Raw genomic sequence first — 17,233 nt, forward strand, 5'->3', positions numbered from 1 at the left:
ACTCACCCGTCCGCCGCTCGTCAGCAAAGTAGCAAGCTACTTTCTGTTACCGCTCGACTTGCATGTGTTAGGCCTGCCGCCAGCGTTCAATCTGAGCCATGATCAAACTCTTCAATTAAAAGTTTTTTTGTTCCCACCCAATAAAGAGTGAAGAACAGCTCAATGAATTCTGAATTTATTTAATATCTTTCGATATTGAATTGACTGTGCTGCAATAAATAAATTTATTGCTGTTGGTCACTCAGTTTCAATTGAGACTCTAAATTTTTTGCCTCACTTAGCGAACTAAGCTTGGCTGTTAGAACTCAATCTGTACGAGTGCCCACACAGATGATTGCTTTATATTGTTAAAGAACGTTTGAGTTGCCTTAGCGACTCAAGGGAAGCGAATTTTACGCCTTCCTATTTTTTTGTCAACACTTAATTTTAAGAAGTTTTAATATTAAGTTTTACTCGACTCTCTCACCCTTTGTTTAGCGCTTTTCATTGCTGCCTGCCGGGTCACTGGATGCGCATTATAGGGATATTCTTGTGGCCGTCAATGCTTTATTTCAGTTTTATTAAATTAATTTAAATTCTGTACAAAAGGCATACAAAGCGGGGATTGAAACGGTATTTCAGCGGTTATAAAAAGGCTGCAATTGCAGCCTATATAATCTTATTTTTTTACCGGTCTCTTCCAACCATCTAGGTTTCGCTGTTTACTACGCGCGATTGCTAGTTGTTCATCTGCAACAGTGCTGGTGATCACTGAGCCTGCACCAATGGTGGCTGTTGCGCCAATAGTGACTGGTGCTACTAATGATGAATTAGAGCCTATAAATGAATTATCACCAATAATGGTTTTTGATTTATTCACACCATCATAGTTACAGGTAATAGTACCTGCCCCTATATTGACCTTTTCGCCAATTTCAGCATCGCCAAGATAGGTTAAGTGATTTGCTTTAGAGCCTTTACCTAAACGCGATTTTTTCATTTCAACAAAGTTACCAATATGCGAATCTTCTTCCATAATCGCACCTGGGCGCAAACGAGCATAAGGACCAAGGGTACATTTAGCAGCGACACTTGCATCTTCAACCAATGTATTGGCTTTAATAATTACATTATCGCCTATGGTACAATTTTTAAGTACGCAGTTAGGACCAATTTCAACGTTATTACCTAAAGTCACTTTACCTTCAAAAATCACGTTTACATCAATCAGTACATCTTCACCAGTTGTGACTTCGCCGCGTACATCGATACGCGCAGGGTCGGCAAGTGTTGCACCATTTAACATTAACTCTTGCGCTTGCCATGCTTGATAAGCACGTTCAAGACCTGCAAGTTGAACACGATTATTTGCGCCTTCAACTTCCATTGGGTGATCTGGCTGTGCAGAGCTAATTTCAACACCTTCACTGTGCGCCATTGCTACGATGTCTGTTAGGTAGTATTCGCCCTGTGCGTTTTCGTTAGACAAGTTATCTAACCAGCTTTTTAATAGCTTGCCATTAACAGCCATAATGCCTGTGTTAACTTCGTTTAACAGTAACTGCTCTGGTGTTGCATCTTTTTGCTCAACAATACCAACTAACTTTCCATCAACGCGTAACATACGGCCATAGCCATTAGGGTTAGCGAGATTTACCGTAAGTACAGCTAAGCCATTACTTGGGGTGGTAGCAAGTAAACGCTCTAGCGTTGATTGCTTTGTCAGTGGTACATCACCGTATAAAACCAATACAGTGTCTTCATCATTAATATGTGGGTTTGCTTGTGCTACGGCATGACCCGTGCCTAGCTGCTCAGCTTGTAGTACCCAGTTTACGTCGTTATCAGCAAGTTGTTGTTGTAATAATTCGCCGCCATGACCATAAACCAAGTTAGTTGATGTGGCACCAAGTGCATTAGCATTATCAATAACGTGCTGCACCATAGGTTTGCCTGCAACTTTGTGCAGTACCTTAGGAAGAGCTGAACGCATACGAGTACCTTTACCCGCAGCTAAAATAACCGTTGTGAGTGGCATTAAAACAATTTCCTTCTTTCTTTGTTTTATTGAAATAAGTAAGCGAGCGTGAATTCAAAAAGATTACGTAAGTCACATCATGCGCAAATACTCAACGGCAATCTAGCAGTTGCCAATGAATCTTAACTGAAATCAAGCATTGCTTTTATATGCTTTATTGTAACGGGGATCAATGAAGGATATAAGTACAAAAAGCGATCTATTGCACAGAGTGAAACATTATTTATATTCAGGCACAAAAAAGCCCACATAAAGTGGGCTTTTACTAAACCAGATAGGCTTACTTATTACGTAATTGCTGAATAACACGTAACTGAGCAATTGCTTCAGCTAGTTGTATTGCTGCTTGGTTATAATCTAACTCAGCAGTGCCACCTTGTGCCATTTGTTTCTCAGCGTCACGTTTAGCTTGCTCAGCAGCTTGTTCGTCTAAGTCTTCACCACGAACAGCTGTATCTGCAAGTACAGATACGATATTCGGTTGAACCTCTAACGTACCGCCTGCAATATAAATGAGCTCTTCTTCACCAAATTGCTTAACTAAACGTACCATACCAGGTTTAAGGGCAGTTAGTAGTGGAGCGTGACCAGCATTAACACCTAGTTCACCTTCACTACCACTTACTTGAATAGATTCAACTAAACCAGAAAATAATTTCTCTTCAGCACTTACTACGTCAAGATGTACAGTCATAGCTGCCATACTACCCTCCTAATTACATGCCTTTGGCTTTTTCTGCCGCTTCTTCGATAGAGCCAACCATGTAGAACGCTTGCTCTGGAAGGTCATCAAACTCACCGTTTAAGATGCCTTTAAAGCCAGCAATAGTATCTTTTAGTGAAACGTATTTACCTGACGCACCTGTAAATACCTCTGCCACGAAGAATGGCTGAGATAGGAAACGTTGGATTTTACGCGCACGAGATACAAGTTGCTTATCTTCGTCAGAAAGCTCGTCCATACCTAGGATTGCAATGATGTCTTTAAGTTCTTTATAACGCTGAAGAACTGTTTGAACGCCACGTGCTGTATCGTAGTGCTCTTGACCAATAACTTGTGGGTCAAGTTGACGTGAAGATGAATCAAGTGGGTCTACCGCAGGGTAGATACCAAGTGAAGCGATATCACGTGAAAGTACTACTGTTGCATCTAAGTGAGCAAACGTTGTTGCTGGAGATGGATCCGTTAAATCATCCGCAGGTACGTATACCGCTTGGATTGAAGTAATTGAACCAGTCTTAGTAGATGCGATACGCTCTTGAAGTACACCCATTTCTTCAGCTAGTGTAGGCTGGTAACCTACCGCTGATGGCATACGACCAAGAAGTGCTGATACTTCTGTACCTGCAAGTGTATAACGGTAGATGTTATCTACGAAGAAAAGTACGTCACGACCTTCGTCACGGAATTTCTCAGCCATAGTAAGACCTGTTAACGCTACGCGTAAACGGTTACCTGGAGGCTCGTTCATCTGACCGTATACAAGCGATACTTTATCAAGTACGTTTGAATCGTTCATTTCATGGTAGAAATCGTTACCCTCACGAGTACGCTCACCAACACCTGCGAATACTGAGTAACCGCTGTGCTCGATTGCGATGTTACGGATAAGTTCCATCATGTTTACGGTTTTACCAACACCGGCACCACCGAATAAACCAACTTTACCACCTTTAGCGAACGGACATACAAGGTCGATTACCTTGATACCTGTTTCTAAAAGTTCAATTGAACTTGATTGCTCTTCGTAAGAAGGCGCTGCACGGTGAATAGACATACGGTCTTCTTCGCCGATTGGGCCAGCTTCATCGATTGGCTCACCAAGTACGTTCATGATACGACCTAAAGTTGCAGTACCAACTGGAACTTTAATCGCTTCACCTGTGTTTTCTACTGAAGCACTACGACGTAAACCGTCTGTAGTACCTAGTGCGATAGCACGTACCACACCGCCACCTAGCTGTTGTTGAACTTCTAGAGTCAAACCAGCTAAATCGCCATCTGTTACTTTTAGTGCGTCATATACGGCTGGCACGTTGTTTTGCGAATATTCAATATCCACAACGGCACCGATAATTTGGACGACCTTACCTAAACTCATGTCTATTCCTCTCTTTAATCTTTGCCAGAAGCATTAAACTGCGGCTGAACCAGAAACAATCTCACTAATTTCTTGTGTGATTGCAGCTTGGCGCGCCTTGTTATAAATAAGCTGTAACTCATCCATAAGGTCGCCAGCGTTATCAGTTGCAGCTTTCATCGCAACCATACGGGCAGCCTGTTCAGAGGCAGCGTTCTCAACTACACCTTGGTATACTTGAGACTCAATAAAGCGTACTAACAGCGCTTCTAAAATCGCGTCTGGGTTTGGCTCGTATAAGTAGTCCCATGCATGTGCAGAAACTTCTTCTTCAGCTTTTGGCAAAGGGAGTAACTGATCTATCATTGGCTCTTGCTTCATGGTATTAACGAAGTTGTTATATACCAAGAATAAACGGTCAATTTTGCCTTCAGAAAATGCATCAAGCATTATTTTTACAGGACCAATAATGTCTTGTACTGAAGGTTTATCTCCTAAGCCCGCTTTTTTAGCGAGTAGTTGACCACCAAAACGTTGGAAGAAACCAGCAGCTTTGCTGCCTAAAGTTGCAAACTCGGCGTCTACACCTTTTTCTTTCCACGCTTTAACGTCTTGTGCAACTTTCTTAAACTCATTAGAGTTTAAACCGCCACACAAACCACGGTCAGTAGAGATAACAATATAACCAACTCGTTTTACTTCACGTTCTTCTAAGAACGGGTGAGTAAAATCAAGATTTGCTTGAGCAACACGACCAATCACTTTACGTAATTTTTCAGCGTATGGACGGCTTGAAGCCACTCGTTCTTGCGCCTTTTTCATTTTAGACGCAGCAACCATTTCCATTGCGCTAGTGATCTTTTGAGTATTTTTAATACTGCCGATCTTGCTTTTAATCTCTTTTCCGCTGGCCATGACTCTCTCTCCGAATCAAGGTGTGCTCTAGGTTATAAAGCACACCATTAATAACTAAATTACCAAGTTTGCGTAGACTTGAACTTCTCTAGAAGTTCTTTAAGCTGCGCTTCGATCTCGGCGTTGTAGTTACCAGTTTCATTGATTTGAGCCACAAGCTCTGCGTATGTGCTATTTGCATAAGAAAGTAAAGCTGCTTCGAAATCCATGATTTTAGGGATTTCAACATCTTTTAAATAACCTTTCTCAGCTGCGAATAACGACAAAGACATTTCAGCAACAGACATTGGAGCGTACTGTTTCTGCTTCATTAGCTCTGTTACACGCTCACCATGCTCAAGTTGAGCACGAGTTGCATCATCAAGGTCAGACGCGAACTGCGAGAACGCAGCTAATTCACGATACTGAGCTAGGGCTAGACGGATACCGCCACCTAGTTTCTTAACGATTTTAGTTTGTGCAGCACCACCAACACGCGATACCGAGATACCAGCATTTACTGCCGGACGGATACCTGAGTTGAATAAGTCAGTTTCTAAGAAGATCTGACCATCGGTGATAGAGATAACGTTAGTCGGTACGAACGCAGAAACGTCGCCGCCTTGAGTTTCAATGATTGGCAATGCCGTCAATGAACCTGTTTTACCTTTCACTTCACCATTGGTGAACTTCTCAACGTAATCAGCGTTTACACGCGATGCACGCTCTAGAAGACGAGAGTGAAGATAGAATACGTCACCTGGGTATGCTTCACGACCTGGTGGACGCTTAAGTAGCAATGAGATTTGACGATAAGCAACAGCTTGCTTAGATAAATCATCATATACGATTAGCGCGTCTTCACCACGGTCACGGAAGTATTCACCCATAGTACAGCCCGAGAACGGAGCTAGGTACTGAAGTGCCGCAGACTCAGAAGCAGATGCAACAACAACGATTGTGTTTTCTAATGCACCGTGCTCTTCTAATTTACGTACTACGTTAGCAATAGTAGAAGCTTTTTGACCAACCGCAACGTACACACACTTAACGCCTGTGCCTTTTTGGTTGATGATTGCATCGATTGCTAGTGCAGTTTTACCTGTTTGGCGGTCACCGATAACAAGCTCACGCTGACCACGACCAACTGGAATCATCGCATCGATAGATTTATAACCAGTTTGCACTGGCTCATCTACTGATTGACGTTCGATTACACCTGGTGCAATTTTTTCTACAGGTTCAAAACCGTCGTTATCTAAAGCGCCTTTACCATCGATAGGTGCACCTAGTGTGTTTACAACACGACCAAGTAGACCACGACCAACAGGAACTTCTAAGATACGGCCAGTTGTATAAACTTTTACGCCTTCTGTAAGGTCAGCGTAAGGACCCATTACTACTGCACCAATTGAGTCACGCTCAAGGTTTAGTGCGATAGCATAACGGTTGCCAGGAAGCTCAATCATCTCACCTTGCATACAGTCAGCTAGACCGTGGATGCGGATGATACCGTCTGTAACAGATACGATAGTACCTTCGTTACGAGCTTCACTTACAACTTCGAACTGCTCAATACGTTGTTTGATCAGATCTGAAATTTCAGTGGAATTAAGTTGCATGCTCTTTTTCCCAATTACGATTGTAGTGTTGTGGCTAAGCGATTTAATTTACCGCGTACTGAGCCGTCGATTACAGTATCACCAGACTTAATAATAAGTCCGCCAACGACTGTAGCGTCTTCACTACAATTCAGCTTAACTTTGCGTGCGAAACGTTTTTCAAGTACCGCTACCAATGATTCTTGCTGCTGTGCAGCAAGAGGGGTTGCCGAAATCACGTCTACTTCGATTTCTTTATCGTATTCTGCTTTAAATTCAGCAAATAACTCTGCAACCGCAGGTAGGGCAATCAAACGTCCATTTTCAGCCATCACCTTCACTAGGTTCTGACCTTGTTCGTTGAGCTGCTCAGCACAAATTTTGTTAAATAACTCAGCTTGTGCAGTTGCAGTAGGCAATCCAGCTAGAATGCTTGATGCTTGTTCGTTGCTGGCGACTTGGCCTGCAAAAAACAACATGTCATTCCAGCTTTCAATGCTGCCTTTTTCAACGGCAAGTTCAAAAGCCGCTTTAGCGTATGGGCGAGCGATAGTAGTCAATTCAGACATGCTCATACCCTCCTAATTACAGCTCAGCGACAAGTTTTTCAACGATGTCACTATGTGCGGCTTGATTGATTTCGCGCTCTAAAATACGTTCAGCACCAACCACTGCAAGAGTAGCTACTTGTTTACGTAGCTCTTCTGTTACACGGTTACGTTCTGCTTCGATTTCAGATTGCCCTTGAGCAATAATTTTTTCACGCTCTTGCTGACCACGAACAGTTTCTTCGTCAACAATTAGCACGGCACGCTTTTTAGCTTGTTCAATGATATCAGCCGCTTGAGCTTTTGCATCTTTAAGCTGTTCAGCAGCTTTCTTTTGCGCAAGTTCTAAGTCTTTTTCGGCTCTATCAGAGGCAGCTAAACCATCTTCGATTTTCTTTTGGCGAGCTTCAATTGCACCGTTTAGTGGTGGCCATACGAATTTCATACAAAAAAGTACGAACACCGTAAATGCAATTAATTCACCGATAAGAGTGGCGTTTAAGTTCACAACCGCTCCTCCTTAAATAGTAAGCTGTTCAAAAAATAAAATTAAAGTACGAACAACAATACCATCGCGATACCAACACCAATCATTGCTACAGCATCGATTAGACCAGCAAGGATGAACATCTTAACTTGTAGTGAAGGAGCAAGCTCAGGTTGACGCGCACATGCTTCTAGGAATTTACCACCCATGTTACCGAAGCCGATTGCAGTACCGATTGCACCAAAACCGATAAGTAAAGCTACAGCGATATACTTAAGACCGATCATTAGTTCCATTTTTTTCTCCAAAGTTTCAATTGTAAATTAAAGTTAAAAGTAAAATTGTAAATATCTAAATTAGTGATTATCTGAGCTAGCCATGCTTAGGTAAACGATAGTTAGCATCATAAATACGAATGCTTGTAACACGATTACTAAGATATGGAATACGGCCCAAATAAAGTGCAACGGAAGTTGCATTAAACCAACTGCGCCGATCAAGATGAATATCAACTCACCAGCATATAAGTTACCGAACAAACGAAGTGCTAACGAGAATGGCTTAGCTACTAATGCGATAAGTTCAAGCAACAAATTAAATGGGATCAAAAGAATTTGAACCAATGTATTGTTAGAGCTAAACGGGTGAAGTGTTAACTCTTTAATGAAGCCACCGATACCTTTGATTTTAATTGAGTAACCGATCATCAATAAGAATACACCTAACGCTAAAGCAGCGGTTAAGTTGATGTCAGTAGTAGGTACGATTTTCATATATACGTCGTGTGAATCCATACCAAACGCATTTTCGCCAACAAAGCCAGCAAATGCAGGTAAGAAATCAACAGGTATTAAATCCATTAAGTTCATTAAGAATATCCAAACGAATATTGTTAATGCTAATGGTGCGATAAGTTTACTTCTTCCGTGGAAGGTATCACGTACGTTGTCGCCAACAAATTCAACAATCATTTCAATAAAACATTGAAATTTACCAGGTACACCTAGTGTTGATTTTTTAGCGGCACTACGGAAGATCCATAAAAAGATAAGACCTAATCCGATAGACCATGCGAGGGTATCTATATGCCATGTCCAGAAACCACTGTCCGCACATGCTTTATTGAAGGCAAGACCGGCATCGGTCGAGCACATCTTAGCATTGGTTAAGTGGTGCTGAATATGGCTAGATAGAGTAACTTCTTCTGCAGCCATGTTATATCCCAAAAGTTAATGTTTAAAAAAAACGGGTGCGAACAATCCAGTTATTAACGCCAGTACATAGATACTAAAAAAAGGTAATAATATTACCGAAAAATGCTTTAGTACTAGCGCAAACAATATGATTGTCAGCAAAAATTTTAGTCCGTTACCTCGTTTAAGCGAGGTGTACGCTTGATTTACCTTACTTGCACCCATATACCTGAATGCATAGATGGCAAATACACTGTGGGGAAGTACTGCTACAGCGCCTCCAGCTAATGCTGAAAGCCCGGCATTCACTCCCCAACCGATAAAAATTATAATGGCAGCAACCAATGCTACACTACCTTGCAAACAGATTAATTTAAATGCAGCCAATTGATAAGGCGCTGCTAACTTATTAGTCACGTTTAGTTAACCTTATTAGCGTTCTATTTGTCAGGGTATGAAAACTGGCGAAATTATACTGAATCCTAGCAGTTTTGCAACTTGAGTCGGTGTATTGTGGTGCAAAAATGAGACAATTGTCTCATTTTGGACATGATATTAATTAATGCTGGGAATAGTCTTGATTTATACGATGTAAAATTCCATCTAACTCATCAAGATTCGTATAGGAAATAACCAAGTTACCTTTTCCTTTTTTGTTATAGTTGATTTGAACTTTTGCGCCCAAGTTATCCGCTAATTGCTGTTCTAACTGTTTGACATCTGAATCTTTTTCAACCACTTCTTTTTTGGGAGCAGGCTCTAAAATTGAGCGAACTAATTTTTCAGTTTCACGCACGGTAAGCGCCTTGGCAACAGCTAACCGAGCAGCATCAGATTGCACCTCACCTTCGAGGGCTAATAAGCAACGAGCATGGCCCATTTCGATATCACCGTGCTCTAACAATATTTTAACATCGTCATTTAAATTGTTTAAGCGTAGTAAATTAGTCACAGTGGTACGTGATTTTCCTACCGCATCTGCAACTTGCTGATGCGTTAATTCAAATTCATTGAGTAGGCGGTTTAATGCTATCGCTTCTTCCATAGCATTGAGATCTTCACGTTGAATATTTTCAATCAGTGCAATGGCTACAGCCGCTTCATCTGGTACATCCTTGATAATACAAGGAACAACATCTAATTTAGCGATTTGAGCTGCACGCCAACGACGCTCACCGGCAATAATTTCATAGCTATTTTCTGCAACCGGACGCACAACGATAGGCTGAATAATACCTTGAGAGCGAATTGAAGACGCAAGCTCTTCCAGCGCTTCTTCTGACATATCTTTACGCGGTTGGTATTTACCCGAATGTAAAAACTCAATAGCTAACTTTTGCAGTTCAGCTTTGACAGGCTCGCCAACAGGTGCAACATTTGCAACTGATTCAGCTAGGTTTTCTTTTGCTGAAGAAGCAGCCGGTTTTGATGAACTAAGTAAAGCGTCGAGTCCTCGGCCTAAACCGCGTTTTTTTGCAGACATGTTATTTTTTTACCTCAAAGTTAGGCGACGATAGGAGATGTTTTTTCTTTTCTGCGTAACATTTCACCGGCAAGTGCTAAATAGGCTTTAGCGCCACTTGATGCTCGGTCATAATACATGGCTGGTGCACCAAAACTAGGCGCTTCAGCTAAACGAACATTACGTGGGATCACTGTACGGTATACTTTATCACCAAAGTGTTGTTTTAATTGCTCTGATACATCATTAGCTAAACGGTTACGCGGATCATACATAGTGCGCAAAATACCTTCAATCTGTAATTTAGGGTTTACCAGTTTTGCTAATTGGGTGATGGTATCCATTAAAGCTGTTAAACCTTCAAGAGCATAATACTCACATTGCATAGGCACTAAAATAGAGTCAGCAGCGGCCATTGCATTAACGGTCAACATGTTTAATGAAGGTGGGCAGTCTATAAAAATAAATTCGTATTGATCTGAAATTTTTTCTAATGCATTACGTAAGCGTACTTCGCGAGCAAACAACTCCATCAGTTTTACTTCTGCAGCTGTTACATCACCGTTGGCGGCAATTAAGTGATATTCACCAGATGTTTCTTTGCATACAACTTCATCAATTGGTTTATCTTCAATTAATAAATCATAGATAGTGGCAACATCACTATATTTATCAATGCCACTTCCCATGGTTGCGTTACCTTGCGGATCTAAATCGATTAATAGCACTTTACGTTTTGTTGCAGCCATTGAAGCTGCTAAATTTACAGCTGTGGTGGTTTTACCCACGCCGCCTTTTTGATTTGCTATTGCGATGACTTTTGCCACAGTGCTCTGATCCCTAGTCTTTAGAAAGAATAATTAAATGTCTTTGTGCATCTAACTCTGGAACTTCCAATGCTATCTTTTGCTCAAATTTAACGCCATCAGGTAATGATTCTAGTTCATCACTAGGAAACACACCTTTTAATGCTATAAATTTACCTGAATGATCAATTAAGTGCGAGCACCAGTCAACCATATCTTGTAATGAAGCAAAAGCGCGACTTAATACACCATCTAATTTAACACTTGGTTGATATTCTTCAACTCTAGACTGTACAGGGGTTACATTTTTAAGACCAAGCTCATGTTTAACCTGCATTAAAAATCGAACACGTTTACCTAAACTGTCTAGTAATACAAATTGAGTCTCCGGTAGCGCTATCGCAAGAACGATACCAGGTAAACCTGGGCCAGTACCCACATCAATATAATGATGACCGGGTAGGTGAGGAGCAACAACTAAACTGTCCATGATGTGTTTAATCATCATTTCTTCAGGCAAGCGCACTGAGGTTAAATTATATGCTTTGTTCCACTTATTCAGTAACTCAACATATTGCACTAGTTGTTGCTGTTGTTTTTCGGTTAGCGCAATATCAGTTTGCGCTAACAAAGAGGTCAATTGTTGCTGTAACACAGTATTCCTTAATCATTACGCTATTTTACGTAATAGGCCTTGCTTCTTTAGATAGACTAATAATAGCGAAATAGCTGCAGGGGTGATACCAGAAATACGCGATGCTTGGCCAATTGTGTCAGGACGTGCAGCTGTTAACTTAGCAACAACTTCATTTGATAACCCAGAAACTGTTGAATAGTCATAGTCTTTTGGCAATACGGTTTCTTCATGACGCAATTGTTTATTGATCTCATCTTGCTGACGCGCAATGTAACCGGCGTATTTCGTATGGATCTCAACTTGTTCCAGCGCTGCAGCATTATCAAACTCAGATCCTAAACCATCAATTGCCATAAGATCGTTATAACGAATTTCTGGACGACGCAGAAGATCTTCTAAACTAGCTTCACGCACTAATGGTGTTTTAAGCAAGCTATTTACTTGATCAATAACAGCGTGATCTTTGTGGATCCAGGTTTCTTTAATACGCTGTGATTCTTTTGCGATCACATCCATTTTTTCGTTAAATGCTTGCCAGCGCTCGTCATTAACCAAGCCTAACTCACGACCTTTAGCTGTTAAACGAATATCAGCGTTATCTTCACGCAATAACAAGCGGTATTCAGCACGGCTAGTAAACATACGGTATGGTTCTTTTGTACCGAGTGTTGTTAAGTCATCAATAAGTACGCCAACATAAGCTTCATCACGGCGTGGTGTCCAAGGCTCTTTACCTTGTACTTGCAGAGCAGCATTCATACCCGCGATCAAACCTTGGGCACCAGCTTCTTCATAACCTGTTGTGCCATTGATTTGGCCTGCGAAGAAAAGACCGTCAATAAATTTTGTCTCTAGCGATTTTTTCAAATCACGAGGATCAAAAAAGTCATATTCAATTGCATAGCCAGGGCGACAAATATGGGAATTTTCAAAACCAGTAATTGATTGCACAATTTCTAGCTGTACATCAAATGGTAAGCTAGTTGAAATCCCGTTAGGATAAAGCTCGTAAGAGGTTAAGCCTTCAGGTTCAACGAAAATTTGGTGTTTGTCTTTATCTGCAAAACGAACAATTTTATCTTCTATAGAAGGGCAGTAACGTGGACCAATACCTTCTATAACACCTGAATACATAGGTGAGCGATGTAAGTTATTGCGGATCACCTCATGGGTTTTCTCATTGGTGTAGGTGATATAGCATGGGATCTGCTGTGGATGATCTGATTGCTTTCCTAAAAATGAAAATACAGGTGTTGGTGCATCCCCTGGTTGCTCTTGCATCTTACTAAAGTCAACGGTACGGGCATCAATACGTGGCGGAGTACCTGTTTTTAAGCGGTCAACACGAAAAGGGAGCTCGCGTAAGCGATCAGCTAATGCAATTGAAGGAGGATCACCTGCTCGGCCACCTTTAAAATTCTCAAGGCCAATATGAATTTGACCACCTAAGAAGGTTCCTACAGTTAATACTACAGAAGGTGCACTGAAGCGTAATCCCATTTGGGTTACTACGCCTGTTACTTTGTTATTTTCAACAATGAGATCATCACATGATTGCTGAAAGATCTTTAAATTATCTTGGTTTTGTAGAATGTCTTGGATAGCAGATTTGTAAAGCGCACGATCTGCCTGAGCACGGGTAGCTCGAACAGCAGGGCCTTTAGATGAATTTAGTGTACGAAATTGAATTCCGCCTTTATCAATAGCTTGCGCCATTGCACCACCTAAGGCATCAATTTCTTTTACCAAATGGCCTTTGCCAATACCACCAATTGCTGGATTACATGACATTTGACCTAGAGTATCCATGTTGTGAGTTAGCAGCAGGGTGTTCATTCCCATTCGCGCAGCAGCTAATGCGGCTTCAGTACCTGCATGGCCACCACCAACAACAATAACATCAAAATTTTCGTGAAAAATCATTTCAGGATCCTACTTAAATCAACCAGCAAACTACCAAGGGGAACGTATTCTACCTATAAATTGACAGAAGATAAATGATTAAACTGTAGTCAAGATCTAAGTAAGTGATCTCTAATAATATAAAGGATCTTTTAAAGAGATCTTTTATTTCTATTACTACTACTGATCACTATTTCTGTTGATAAGGTATAGATCATATTCTAAAACAGGGTGTTAGATCAGATCTAAAGGTGTTTATATGATCGGATCAAGGTAGATATAAGCTCTGATCAAAAGGCCTAGTTATGCACAGCCCTTTGTGACATAGATTTTATCCCATGGATAACAACCCTTAGAAACGCAATTAGATCATAGCTTATCCACAATCTGATCTAAATTATAGATAAATTGTGAATAACTAATATCACTAGATCTTATTGCACCATTGCTTTAATCGAGTTTATTTAGAGCTATCCATTGTGGTAACCAAGCTAAAGCTGTGTCTTCTGGTAGTGCTTCATCTAAAATATTCAGCTCTAACCTAGGAGCTGTACATACAGCACCTTTACTAAGTAATAATTGTTCTAGGTTACGCCCAGCAAGGTTATAGGTGTCGTAACTGGTATCACCCAAACCAATAACGCTAAACTTTAAACCTTTGAGATCATCTACTTGATTAAGATCTGCTATAAATGGCAACAGATTCTCAGGGTAATCTCCCGCACCATATGTCGAAGTACAGAGTAACCAAATCGTGTTATCTTTACTAATGTCAGAAAAGTTAGGTTGATCATGTACTTCAGTGGTGATCCCTTGTGAAATTAACTGCTCGGCCAGTTGTTCTCCTACATACTCTGCAGATCCCATTTGACTGCCGATAATAATGTTTACTGAATACATGTGGTTATTGATCGCTTTCCTGCTTTAGTTTGATAGTTATGATAAACAAGTTTACTGCGCAGTAAAGCAGTTAATGGATCTTTGTATAAGTTTTTATGCTTAATTATTGAGCAGTAGTAAGGGCTGTTTTTTAACTATTTGATTATTATATAAATAATAATATATTCCTAAATGTAATCATATGATCAAGCTGTTGATAAATAGTAAGAAAGCTCTGATTCAAAGTTTAAAATACATCAGCCTATTATGCTAAGTATTTGATCTTATTTTTTGTTTACTATTTAGAATAGGAGGCTTTTTGTTTTATTTCCTCACTTATATAAATGTGGATAGAAAGCCTGTTGATAACGATCATTTTTGTCGTAAAAAAATTTTACGAAAGCTGTAAATTATTTATTAGAGGGCATAAATCAGAGAATTAAATAAAATTAATCCTTTTTTAGCCCCTTCTTTGGGTAAAAATAGTTAAGATCTCATTTTTTAATTAGTTTCTGTGTAGAAAAGTATAAAAAAAGAGTCAAAAATGAACCATTGTGGATAACAATTTTTATTATTTTGCAGGTAATTTTAAATTAATGGCTAATTGAGTAGTGCTTGTTAGCAAAAGTGCAGGGGTAATCTTGGCATTGTACAGTGCTTCTTGGATTTATAAACGCTCATAATGTGTGAAGAACTACTCTTACTGAGTCTTTTTATAGTGTGAAAAACGATTAGAATTGCTGCAAAGTAAGCTAAATAGTTTAGAGATCATCGCTAATTTTACAGAAAAAAGCCTTAGCAGTTTGAAGCTGCTAAGGCTTTTTTTACTTGTGTTATATTAATTGCCGTATAGCGGCCATTTTTTTTCAAAGCCTTTTGAGCTCGGTATACTTAATACCGCTATGAGCCGTGTTTTACGCCCTGCCAGTTCCTTTGGCATATGGATAGGGTATTCATAGGTTTCGGTTTCAAAACGATCTGCACTAACACCATTTGCTTTAAGCATTTCTGTGACTGTGTTGATCCGTCTTTGAGCAAGTTTACGGTTATACTCTTCAGTGCCTTCTACACTGGTATCGCCAATTAAATATACTTGCTTAGTGGTGTTGATACGTAAATACTCTGCAAGTTCAATCACTTTTATTTGCTCTTGCGGTGTGAGTGTATCTTTATCAAAACCAAAATTAATGACTTTAACTTCATGTTCCGGTATTTCAGTTTCTGAAGGGCAACCATCATTATCTGTTACAGCATCTAACTGGGTTTGTACGCAGTTGTCACGGGCATTAATTACACCGTCTATATCACTGTCATAAAGATCACGAGATTGTTCTTGTGGCGCATATAAAACAGGATCTGAAGCGCATGCGCCTAGAGTGAGTATTAATGCGATTAGTAAGCTATGTTTCATGGTTAGATCACTCCTTGTCTTCTTCTAATCGCCATGCTTCTGGCGTGTCTACTCGTAATGCTTCCACCAGCTTGCCAGTGGCATTGATCAAGCGATAACTCGCTTTGCGTTGATCAAAGGCTGCATTTAAATAATTGCGTCGTGCAACAAAGAGCTCTATTTTTGAATCAAGTACATCAAGCAACGAACGGCGGCCTAATTCAAATTGTTTGTCATAGCCTTTTTGTGCCGTTGCAGCAAAGTCGACATTTTGCTGATAGAAATTTTTCTGTTCGCTAATAAACGTAAACGCATTCCAAGCCAGCTTAGTGCCTTCTGATACTTGGCGTACTGTGTTATCTCTAATTGCTGTTGCTTCTTGATAACGCCATTTTGATGCCTCTGTTTGCGCATTCGTACGACCGCCGTTGTAGAGGTCATAGCTCATAGTTAGCATAATTCTGGCATCATCATCAGGGCCTTCATAGCCGCCAATATTTTCGTTATCGTTTACATCTAGCTCAAGTGCTAGTTTCGGCCAATAACCGCTTTTATCACGTTCTATTTGTTTATCAGCTGCATTGATATCTAAATTTGCTGCGCTGATCTCAGGGTGCGATTGCACAGCAAGGTCAAGCGCGGATTTTAATGTTTGCGGTATATAGTTAGCATCTGGTTTTGGCACCATCAGATTATCGGGGTAACTACCAACCAGATCATAATATTGCGCTTCTAAATCAAACTGGTTATTTTTAGCGGCCATTAACCCTGATTGCGCTGTAGCTAAGCGAGATTGCACTTGGGCTACATCAGCATCACTACTTAAACCTTTTGCCATTCTGCTTTGTATATTAGTTAAGATCTCTTGGTGATCTTTAACGTTTAGTTCTTGTAGCTTTACAATTTCTTGCGCTTTTATTAAGTCTAAATAAACTTGCGTTACTTCTAAGCCAAGGTTTTCAGCTTCTGATACTAAGCTCTGCTGATCGGCTCGGGTTTCATAATCTAACCTTGCCACGTCTGATGAGGTTCTAAAACCATCAAACAGCATTTGTGATATTCGTAGCCCGAGTTCTCGGCGATCCATTTCGGTATCAACGGAATTACCACTATTATAAGTAACGTTTTCGTAGCCGTAGGCCGCGTATAAACGTATTTGCGGTAAATATTCGCTAAAAGCTGTGCGTTTATCACGGTATTTCGCTTCAAAATGAGCGTATTTTTGTAATAAGCGCGGATTTTTATTAAGTGCTTCAGCAACTGATTGCTCAAGTGTTAGTGCATGAGTCGTACCACTCAATGCGATTAATGGAAGTAAAGCTAGTATACGCATTCC

17 protein-coding genes and 1 rRNA gene are annotated in these 17,233 nt (G+C 40.4%); all 18 read right to left on the bottom strand.

Annotated elements, in window-relative coordinates:
* A 16S ribosomal RNA gene (locus tag NQT69_RS18685) occupies positions 1–118 on the bottom strand; the annotation flags it as partial.
* Between the two features lie 540 nt (positions 119–658).
* Positions 659–2,017, bottom strand: a complete 1,359-nt coding sequence (glmU, locus tag NQT69_RS18690) for a bifunctional UDP-N-acetylglucosamine diphosphorylase/glucosamine-1-phosphate N-acetyltransferase GlmU (RefSeq protein WP_256829172.1) — start codon at positions 2,015–2,017, stop codon at positions 659–661.
* 280 nt (positions 2,018–2,297) lie between these two features.
* A complete protein-coding gene (locus tag NQT69_RS18695) occupies positions 2,298–2,720 on the bottom strand; it encodes a F0F1 ATP synthase subunit epsilon (protein ID WP_256829173.1) in 423 nt (140 codons plus the stop codon).
* A gap of 13 nt (positions 2,721–2,733) precedes the next feature.
* Positions 2,734–4,119 (bottom strand): F0F1 ATP synthase subunit beta, encoded by a 1,386-nt coding sequence (gene atpD, locus NQT69_RS18700; RefSeq protein ID WP_256829174.1) that lies wholly within the window; start codon positions 4,117–4,119, stop codon positions 2,734–2,736.
* 33 nt (positions 4,120–4,152) lie between these two features.
* Positions 4,153–5,013 carry a F0F1 ATP synthase subunit gamma gene (gene atpG, locus NQT69_RS18705; protein ID WP_099297118.1) on the bottom strand — a complete coding sequence of 287 codons (861 nt, stop codon included), beginning with the start codon at positions 5,011–5,013 and terminating at the stop codon, positions 4,153–4,155.
* Positions 5,014–5,072: 59 nt separating this feature from the next.
* The gene (gene atpA / locus NQT69_RS18710) at positions 5,073–6,614 is read right to left on the bottom strand and encodes a F0F1 ATP synthase subunit alpha (protein ID WP_256829175.1); all 1,542 of its coding nucleotides are present in this window, start codon (positions 6,612–6,614) and stop codon (positions 5,073–5,075) included.
* A 14-nt stretch (positions 6,615–6,628) separates the two neighbouring features.
* The gene (atpH, locus tag NQT69_RS18715; protein ID WP_256829176.1) at positions 6,629–7,162 is read right to left on the bottom strand and encodes a F0F1 ATP synthase subunit delta; all 534 of its coding nucleotides are present in this window, start codon (positions 7,160–7,162) and stop codon (positions 6,629–6,631) included.
* A 16-nt stretch (positions 7,163–7,178) separates the two neighbouring features.
* A complete protein-coding gene (gene atpF, locus NQT69_RS18720) occupies positions 7,179–7,649 on the bottom strand; it encodes a F0F1 ATP synthase subunit B (protein WP_256829177.1) in 471 nt (156 codons plus the stop codon).
* A gap of 41 nt (positions 7,650–7,690) precedes the next feature.
* On the bottom strand, positions 7,691–7,924 hold the full coding sequence (gene atpE / locus NQT69_RS18725) for a F0F1 ATP synthase subunit C (RefSeq protein ID WP_010561330.1): 234 nt from the start codon (positions 7,922–7,924) through the stop codon (positions 7,691–7,693).
* 60 nt (positions 7,925–7,984) lie between these two features.
* The gene (gene atpB, locus NQT69_RS18730; protein ID WP_256829178.1) at positions 7,985–8,842 is read right to left on the bottom strand and encodes a F0F1 ATP synthase subunit A; all 858 of its coding nucleotides are present in this window, start codon (positions 8,840–8,842) and stop codon (positions 7,985–7,987) included.
* A gap of 15 nt (positions 8,843–8,857) precedes the next feature.
* The gene (locus NQT69_RS18735; RefSeq protein WP_256829179.1) at positions 8,858–9,238 is read right to left on the bottom strand and encodes an ATP synthase subunit I; all 381 of its coding nucleotides are present in this window, start codon (positions 9,236–9,238) and stop codon (positions 8,858–8,860) included.
* 142 nt (positions 9,239–9,380) lie between these two features.
* On the bottom strand, positions 9,381–10,304 hold the full coding sequence (locus NQT69_RS18740) for a ParB/RepB/Spo0J family partition protein (protein WP_256829180.1): 924 nt from the start codon (positions 10,302–10,304) through the stop codon (positions 9,381–9,383).
* A gap of 20 nt (positions 10,305–10,324) precedes the next feature.
* Positions 10,325–11,110 (bottom strand): ParA family protein, encoded by a 786-nt coding sequence (locus NQT69_RS18745; protein WP_256829181.1) that lies wholly within the window; start codon positions 11,108–11,110, stop codon positions 10,325–10,327.
* A gap of 13 nt (positions 11,111–11,123) precedes the next feature.
* On the bottom strand, positions 11,124–11,744 hold the full coding sequence (gene rsmG / locus NQT69_RS18750) for a 16S rRNA (guanine(527)-N(7))-methyltransferase RsmG (protein WP_256829182.1): 621 nt from the start codon (positions 11,742–11,744) through the stop codon (positions 11,124–11,126).
* A gap of 15 nt (positions 11,745–11,759) precedes the next feature.
* Positions 11,760–13,649 (bottom strand): tRNA uridine-5-carboxymethylaminomethyl(34) synthesis enzyme MnmG, encoded by a 1,890-nt coding sequence (mnmG, locus tag NQT69_RS18755; RefSeq protein WP_256829183.1) that lies wholly within the window; start codon positions 13,647–13,649, stop codon positions 11,760–11,762.
* A 429-nt stretch (positions 13,650–14,078) separates the two neighbouring features.
* The gene (locus NQT69_RS18760; RefSeq protein WP_256829184.1) at positions 14,079–14,528 is read right to left on the bottom strand and encodes a flavodoxin domain-containing protein; all 450 of its coding nucleotides are present in this window, start codon (positions 14,526–14,528) and stop codon (positions 14,079–14,081) included.
* A gap of 817 nt (positions 14,529–15,345) precedes the next feature.
* Positions 15,346–15,918, bottom strand: a complete 573-nt coding sequence (locus tag NQT69_RS18765; protein WP_256829185.1) for an OmpA family protein — start codon at positions 15,916–15,918, stop codon at positions 15,346–15,348.
* Positions 15,919–15,925: 7 nt separating this feature from the next.
* Positions 15,926–17,230 (bottom strand): TolC family outer membrane protein, encoded by a 1,305-nt coding sequence (locus tag NQT69_RS18770; RefSeq protein ID WP_256829186.1) that lies wholly within the window; start codon positions 17,228–17,230, stop codon positions 15,926–15,928.
* Positions 17,231–17,233: the final 3 nt, after the last annotated feature.

Source organism: Pseudoalteromonas shioyasakiensis (genome assembly GCF_024518675.1).
In the GTDB taxonomy this organism is placed as follows: Bacteria; Pseudomonadota; Gammaproteobacteria; order Enterobacterales; family Alteromonadaceae; genus Pseudoalteromonas; species Pseudoalteromonas shioyasakiensis_B.

Bases quoted from the DNA above. Each gene is read 5' to 3' on its own strand.
- NQT69_RS18770 (WP_256829186.1), bottom strand. From the start codon at position 17,230: ATGCGTATACTAGCTTTACTTCCATTAATCGCATTGAGTGGTACGACT.
- atpB (WP_256829178.1), bottom strand. From the start codon at position 8,842: ATGGCTGCAGAAGAAGTTACTCTATCTAGCCATATTCAGCACCACTTA.
- NQT69_RS18760 (WP_256829184.1), bottom strand. From the start codon at position 14,528: ATGTATTCAGTAAACATTATTATCGGCAGTCAAATGGGATCTGCAGAG.
- atpH (WP_256829176.1), bottom strand. From the start codon at position 7,162: ATGTCTGAATTGACTACTATCGCTCGCCCATACGCTAAAGCGGCTTTT.
- NQT69_RS18765 (WP_256829185.1), bottom strand. From the start codon at position 15,918: ATGAAACATAGCTTACTAATCGCATTAATACTCACTCTAGGCGCATGC.
- glmU (WP_256829172.1), bottom strand. From the start codon at position 2,017: ATGCCACTCACAACGGTTATTTTAGCTGCGGGTAAAGGTACTCGTATG.
- NQT69_RS18695 (WP_256829173.1), bottom strand. From the start codon at position 2,720: ATGGCAGCTATGACTGTACATCTTGACGTAGTAAGTGCTGAAGAGAAA.
- atpE (WP_010561330.1), bottom strand. From the start codon at position 7,924: ATGGAACTAATGATCGGTCTTAAGTATATCGCTGTAGCTTTACTTATC.
- atpG (WP_099297118.1), bottom strand. From the start codon at position 5,013: ATGGCCAGCGGAAAAGAGATTAAAAGCAAGATCGGCAGTATTAAAAAT.
- mnmG (WP_256829183.1), bottom strand. From the start codon at position 13,649: ATGATTTTTCACGAAAATTTTGATGTTATTGTTGTTGGTGGTGGCCAT.
- NQT69_RS18740 (WP_256829180.1), bottom strand. From the start codon at position 10,304: ATGTCTGCAAAAAAACGCGGTTTAGGCCGAGGACTCGACGCTTTACTT.
- atpD (WP_256829174.1), bottom strand. From the start codon at position 4,119: ATGAGTTTAGGTAAGGTCGTCCAAATTATCGGTGCCGTTGTGGATATT.
- atpA (WP_256829175.1), bottom strand. From the start codon at position 6,614: ATGCAACTTAATTCCACTGAAATTTCAGATCTGATCAAACAACGTATT.